At 46.3% G+C, this 5,673-nt stretch carries 9 protein-coding genes; 8 read left to right on the top strand and 1 reads right to left on the bottom strand.

Features of this window, described 5'->3' with window-relative positions; genetic code table 11:
- Positions 1-109 precede the first annotated feature (109 nt).
- Positions 110-436, bottom strand: a complete 327-nt coding sequence (locus tag RT269_RS29615; RefSeq protein ID WP_025230525.1) for a helix-turn-helix domain-containing protein — start codon at positions 434-436, stop codon at positions 110-112.
- A gap of 224 nt (positions 437-660) precedes the next feature.
- Between RT269_RS29615 and RT269_RS29610 the strand changes: the two genes are divergently transcribed.
- The 8 genes from RT269_RS29610 to RT269_RS29575 form a co-directional block, all read left to right on the top strand.
- Positions 661-864: a helix-turn-helix domain-containing protein gene (locus RT269_RS29610; protein ID WP_313188090.1), complete on the top strand. Its 204-nt coding sequence runs from the start codon at positions 661-663 to the stop codon at positions 862-864.
- A gap of 134 nt (positions 865-998) precedes the next feature.
- Positions 999-1,181, top strand: coding sequence for a hypothetical protein (locus RT269_RS29605; protein ID WP_313188089.1), 183 nt, complete (start codon positions 999-1,001; stop codon positions 1,179-1,181).
- Positions 1,182-1,186: 5 nt separating this feature from the next.
- Positions 1,187-1,336, top strand: coding sequence for a hypothetical protein (locus RT269_RS29600; protein WP_313188087.1), 150 nt, complete (start codon positions 1,187-1,189; stop codon positions 1,334-1,336).
- Positions 1,337-1,350: 14 nt separating this feature from the next.
- Complete coding sequence (locus tag RT269_RS29595; RefSeq protein WP_313188085.1) at positions 1,351-1,674, top strand: hypothetical protein; 324 nt, start codon at positions 1,351-1,353, stop codon at positions 1,672-1,674.
- Complete coding sequence (locus RT269_RS29590; protein WP_313188084.1) at positions 1,643-2,917, top strand: AAA family ATPase; 1,275 nt, start codon at positions 1,643-1,645, stop codon at positions 2,915-2,917. The genes RT269_RS29595 and RT269_RS29590 overlap by 32 nt, the downstream gene beginning before the upstream one ends.
- The gene (locus RT269_RS29585; protein WP_313188083.1) at positions 2,917-4,041 is read left to right on the top strand and encodes an ATP-binding protein; all 1,125 of its coding nucleotides are present in this window, start codon (positions 2,917-2,919) and stop codon (positions 4,039-4,041) included. Before RT269_RS29590 ends, RT269_RS29585 begins: the two co-directional genes overlap by 1 nt.
- Positions 4,042-4,054: 13 nt before the next feature.
- The gene (locus RT269_RS29580; RefSeq protein WP_313188082.1) at positions 4,055-4,504 is read left to right on the top strand and encodes a hypothetical protein; all 450 of its coding nucleotides are present in this window, start codon (positions 4,055-4,057) and stop codon (positions 4,502-4,504) included.
- 2 nt (positions 4,505-4,506) lie between these two features.
- The coding region (locus RT269_RS29575) for a DEAD/DEAH box helicase (protein WP_313188080.1) at positions 4,507-5,673 on the top strand (1,167 nt) is incomplete at its 3' end.

Raw genomic sequence — 5,673 nt, 5'->3', positions numbered from 1 at the left:
TTAATATTTTCCCTCTTAAAAGGAACATAGTCGATGTGTAAACCAACGTCTGCCGCTTCCTGTTCTTCTTTTTCTAAGTCATTCATTACTCTGTCGTCCCCACAAAATTCTATTTATTTCGTCTGCTTTTCACAAACTCAACGTAATTCATAATTTCTTCCATTTCTTCCTCTGAAAGTTCTTCTCCTTCAAAATGAGCGGCTAGGGTTTCAATCCGAGAAACTTCTGGAGTGGTATCTTTTGTTTCTTCTCCGGTCATTAAGTAATCAACTGTAACGCCAAAGTAATCCGCTATCTTTTTCATATTATCCGTTTTTGGTGTGCTTCTGCCGCGTTTCCAATCGCTAAGAGTAGATTGAGTTACCCCGGTTTCTTTAGACACTTTGTAGGCTGTGACGCCATACTTTTGTAGAAGTTGCTCAAAAATATCATACATAATTTGTCCACCTTTCACAAACCGCAGACAATACTATGCAAAACCGAAAAAAGCTGTTGACTTTATCGAAAATGCGTAGTATGATAAGAGCATACAAAGGAAATGCGTATTACATTCTTTGTATACTGCGGAAATGTTATTTACTTCGTCTGATAAACCGAGTATATCACATTTCCGTAGTAATTGCAATATATATTTTATTATAGAAAGGCGGTGAAAATAACTTGTATAAAAAATTTGCGGAGCTGTTAGACGTGAACAACGAAACAGCATATCAAGTTTCAAAAGAAACGGGTATCGCTCAGTCGGTTTTGTCAGATTGGAAAACGGGACGAAGTAAACCGAAGTTTGACAAGCTCATGATATTGGCAAAGCACTTTGGAGTGCCCGTGGAATATTTCGCCGAGGAAGAAATCCAGGACACGTAACAGCACACCAAAAAAGTGGAGGTGAGGCATGGTTACGGTTACATATTCGTGTAAGTCCTGCCGATACCGCAATCGCTGTTTTGAGCGTAGTAGGAGATATGCATGCAAAGATTATGAGAGGAGGGAGTACAAGGTTGGACAAGCAATTCCTAACAATCAAGGACTGTGTGGAGCGTCACGGCATAAGCCACAACACGATAGAATCCCTATTTAAAAGAAAAGGATCCCCAGCAATCCGCGTTGGTCGCAGATGGCAGGTGGATGTAAACAAGTGGGATCAGTATCTGCTTAAAATGGCAGAAGAAAGTAAGGGGTGACGGCAATGCAAAAGTACTTTGATAAATTAGATGATTACACAGACACCCGCCAGTCACGCTTGATGGAGTTTACAAAGCGTTTTCTGCCGGCTGTGATCTTTGTGGCCAGCATGATCGTGGTCTTGGGAACATGTGGGCATTTGGAAGTGATGTGAGAGGAGGGGAAGCCATGGTGAATAAAGAGCTGGATAACCAGCTTATGCAAACGACAAATGATCTCATTGAAAAATGTATTCCAATGACTGATACAGACTATGAAGCTTTTAAAGCTGACTGGATTAGCAAGGTTGGTGGACAAGCTGATCCGTATATGTCGAAGTTCTTTGATGAGATGATCAAGATAATCGATTTATGCCGGAAGAATAAAAAGAAACCCCAGGAGCGGCAACTCCCAGGGAATCAAGGTAACACGAAAATATTTTACATCCCTATTATAGGGGATTTACAGGAGGATTGCAACAATGTCTATGAAAATCAATCAGTTGGAGATTGAAAATGTAAAGCGAATTAAGGCCGTAAAGATCGAGCCATCGGCCAACGGCCTGACAATCATTGGAGGAAGGAACAACCAGGGGAAGACCTCTGTATTGGATTCCATTGCCTGGATGTTGGGTGGGGACAAGTTCCGCCCTTCACAGCCTCAGCGTGACCAGTCCGTGATCCCTCCGAATCTCCGCATCATCATGAGTAACGGTCTTGTGGTGGAACGGAAGGGAAAGAACAGCGCACTTAAGGTCACGGATCCAAACGGAGAGAAGGGAGGCCAGCAGCTCCTTAATGACTTTGTGGAGCAGTTCGCCCTTGACCTTCCCAAGTTCATGGAATCAACCTCAAAGGAAAAAGCTCAGATCCTTCTTAAGATCATAGGAGTAGGGGACAAGCTGGTTACGTTAGAGAAGGAAGAACAGGAGCACTATAACGAGCGCCTTACCATTGGCCGTATTGCAGATCAGAAAGAAAAGTATGCCAAGGAGCAGCCCTATTACAATGATGCTCCAGCGGAGCTAGTATCTGCTTCGGAGCTCATCAAAAAACAACAGGACATCCTGGCACAGAACGGCGAGAACCAGAGAAAGCGTGAACGACTCCACCAGTTAGAGCAGGAAGACCAGAGGCTTATGGAGCAGATCCAGGAGTTACTTAAGAAACAGGAAGCGGTCAGGGCTGATCTAGCCATTGCCAGAATGGATGCCAAGGATTTAGAGGACCAGTCTACCGCAGAGCTGGAGCAGAACATTTCCGATATAGAGGAAATCAACCGGAAGGTCCGGGCGAACCTTGACAAGGAAAAGGCCGAGGACGATGCCAAAGAGTACCGCAGGCAGTATGACCAGCTTACCAAAAAGCTTGATAGTACCCGTGACGCAAAGAATGACCTTCTTAAAACAGCAGCGCTTCCATTGCCTGAGCTGTCTATCAAAGACGGGGAGCCGGTTTATAAAGGGCAGCAATGGGATAACATGTCAGGATCCGACCGACTGAAAGTATCCACTGCCATTGTAAGGAAGCTTAATCCGGAATGCGGTTTCGTTCTCCTGGACAAGCTGGAGCAGATGGACATTGAAGTACTTAAGGAGTTTGGGGAGTGGCTGGAAGCTGAGGGCCTGCAAGCTATTGCGACCCGGGTGAGCACCGGGGAAGAGTGTTCCATCATCATTGAAGATGGCTATGTGGCAGGACAAGAACACCCGGTTGTGGAAGGGTGGAAGCCAGAATGGAAGAAAGGAGTATTTTAATGCAGATTATCAGAGGAAAATTACCGGGGGCGAAAAAGATTGTTGCGTATGGCCCTGAAGGGATCGGCAAGTCAACATTTGCCGCACAGTTCCCGGATCCGGTGTTTATAGATACCGAGGGCAGCACAAAGGACATGGATGTGGCGAGATTCCCGGAACCCAGCAGCTGGACCATGATTTTAGAACAGGTCTCAGAGGTGATCCGGACGCCGGACATCTGCCGCACATTGATTGTTGACACAGCAGACTGGGCGGAAATGCTCTGCATTACTCATGTTTGTGCCACGAATCACAAGAGCAGCATTGAAGAGTTCGGCTATGGGAAAGGGTATACATATATTCAGGAGGAGTTCGGAAAGCTTTTGAACCTTCTTACTGATGTAATAAAAGTCGGGATTAATGTGGTTCTTACGGCCCACGCTAAAATGAGGAAGTTTGAGCAGCCGGATGAGCTGGGGGCTTACGATCGTTGGGAAATGAAATTGAGCAAAGGTGTGGCCCCTATGGTAAAAGAATGGGCGGATATGGTACTGTTCTGCAATTATAAAACCATGGTAGTCAATGTGGACGGACAGGGCGTTCAGAAAGGTAGGAATAAGGCCCAGGGAGGCAGGCGTGTCATGTATACGGCTCACCATTCTTGTTGGGACGCTAAGAACCGGTACGGGCTTCCGGATGAAATGCCTTTTGAGTATGGAGCCATTCGTCACATCATAGAAAGCTCTGATGCGGGAATCACCGTTTCGGAGAAGAAAAAGGCAGCTCCCCCCGCTTCGCAGCCGAGGCAGGAAAACACTGGGAGTACAGTCAACAAAAGCAAGGAAGAGCATCCGAAGGAAGAGAAAACAGCTCCACCGGTGGATACAAAGTCAGAACCTATGAATCCACTGGATGTAAAGGTTGATGAGAGGATCCCGAAAGCCCTTCAGGATCTGATGATCAATAATCGGGTTGACGAGTGGGACATCCAGAATGTTGTGGCTGCCAGAGGATACTTCCCCGCAGACATGGCGGTCGCTGATTATCCGCCGGACTTTATCTCTGGCGTGTTGGTAGGAGCCTGGGATCAGGTATATCCCATGATTAAAGAAATGAAAGAAAAAGACAGCTTAGTGTTTAATTAAGGAGGAAAAATAGATGGCAGATTATGAAGCAAAAGAATTAGGTTGGGACGACGAAGTAGAAAAAGGAGAAGGGGGCGGGGACTTTGTCCTCCTTCCTCCTGGAGATTATGATTTCACAGTAGAATCTTTTGAGCGTGCAAGACATCCAGGTGGTGAAAGATCTCCGGAATGCAACAAAGCGGTGTTAAAACTTAGAATTGACAGTCCGGAAGGAACTACACTTATCACAGAGGGCTTGCTTCTTTATGACAAGATGGAATGGAAAATTGCACAATTCTTTCTTTGCATTGGTGAAAAAGAGGTAAACGGCAAAGTTAAAATGAATTGGCCGGCAGTTCCAGGAGCCAGGGGTAAGGCCACAATTGAGGTAACTACAGATAGAAACGATGCAAGTAAGAAGTTTAACCATGTGAAGAGGTATCTTCCAAATGAACCGAAAAAATTTGAGGCAGGGAAGTTTTAATTATGGAGCTTAGACCATATCAGTCAGAGGCAAAGGCTGCTATTTTTGAAGAATGGGACAAGGGCGTCAAACGGACGCTCCTGGTCCTCCCCACCGGATGCGGTAAGACAATCGTATTTGCCAAGGTAACAGAAGATTGTGTCCGCAGGGGGAACAGGGTGTTGATTCTGGCCCATCGTGGAGAGCTATTGGATCAGGCTGCCGATAAGATCGGAAAAGCAACGGGCCTTGGGTGCGCTACCGAGAAGGCAGAGGAAACCTGCTTAGGGAGTTGGTTCCGGGTTGTAGTCGGGTCCGTCCAGAGCCTAATGAGAGATAAGAGACTAAAACAATTCCCGGTGGATTATTTCGACACCATCATTATCGACGAAGCACATCATTGTTTATCTGACAGTTACCAAAAGATTTTAGATTATTTCAAAGGAGCCAATATTTTAGGCGTAACAGCCACTCCGGACCGGGGCGACATGAGAAACCTGGGTGAGTGTTTTGACAGTCTGGCCTATGAATACACGCTTCCCAAAGCAATCAAGGCCGGATTCCTATCCCCAATCAAAGCTCTTACTATTCCCCTGCAGCTTGATCTATCAGGTGTTGGTATGCAGTCCGGGGACTTTAAATCCGGAGATCTGGCAACGGCCTTGGATCCATATCTGTATCAGATAGCGGATGAAATGGAAAAGCATTGCAGGGACCGGAAGACTGTTGTATTCCTTCCTCTAGTTAAGACAAGCCAAAAATTCCGGGGCATTTTGAATGAAAAGGGTTTTAAGGCCGCCGAGGTAAACGGGGAAAGCAAAGACCGGGCGGAGGTCCTGGCAGCCTATGAGCGGGGAGATTATAACGTTCTCTGCAACTCTATGCTTCTTACTGAAGGCTGGGACTGCCCAAGTGTAGATTGTATTGTGGTCCTGCGGCCGACGAAGGTCCGTAGTCTTTACAGCCAGATGGTAGGGCGTGGTACCAGATTATTCCCAGGGAAGGACCATTTATTATTATTAGATTTCCTTTGGCACACGGAACGTCATGAACTATGTCATCCTGCAAGTCTGATCTGTCAGGATGAGGAAGTGGCCCGGAAAATGACCGAGAACATCGAACAGACCGGCTGCCCTATGGATATTGAAGAGGCAGAAAAACAGGCGGCGGAAGATGTTGTCGCTCAAAGA

The sequence above is a fragment of the Lacrimispora sp. genome, from assembly GCF_032078915.1.
Taxonomy (GTDB): domain Bacteria; phylum Bacillota; class Clostridia; order Lachnospirales; family Lachnospiraceae; genus Lacrimispora.
This window is presented reverse-complemented; position numbering and strand designations above follow the sequence as displayed.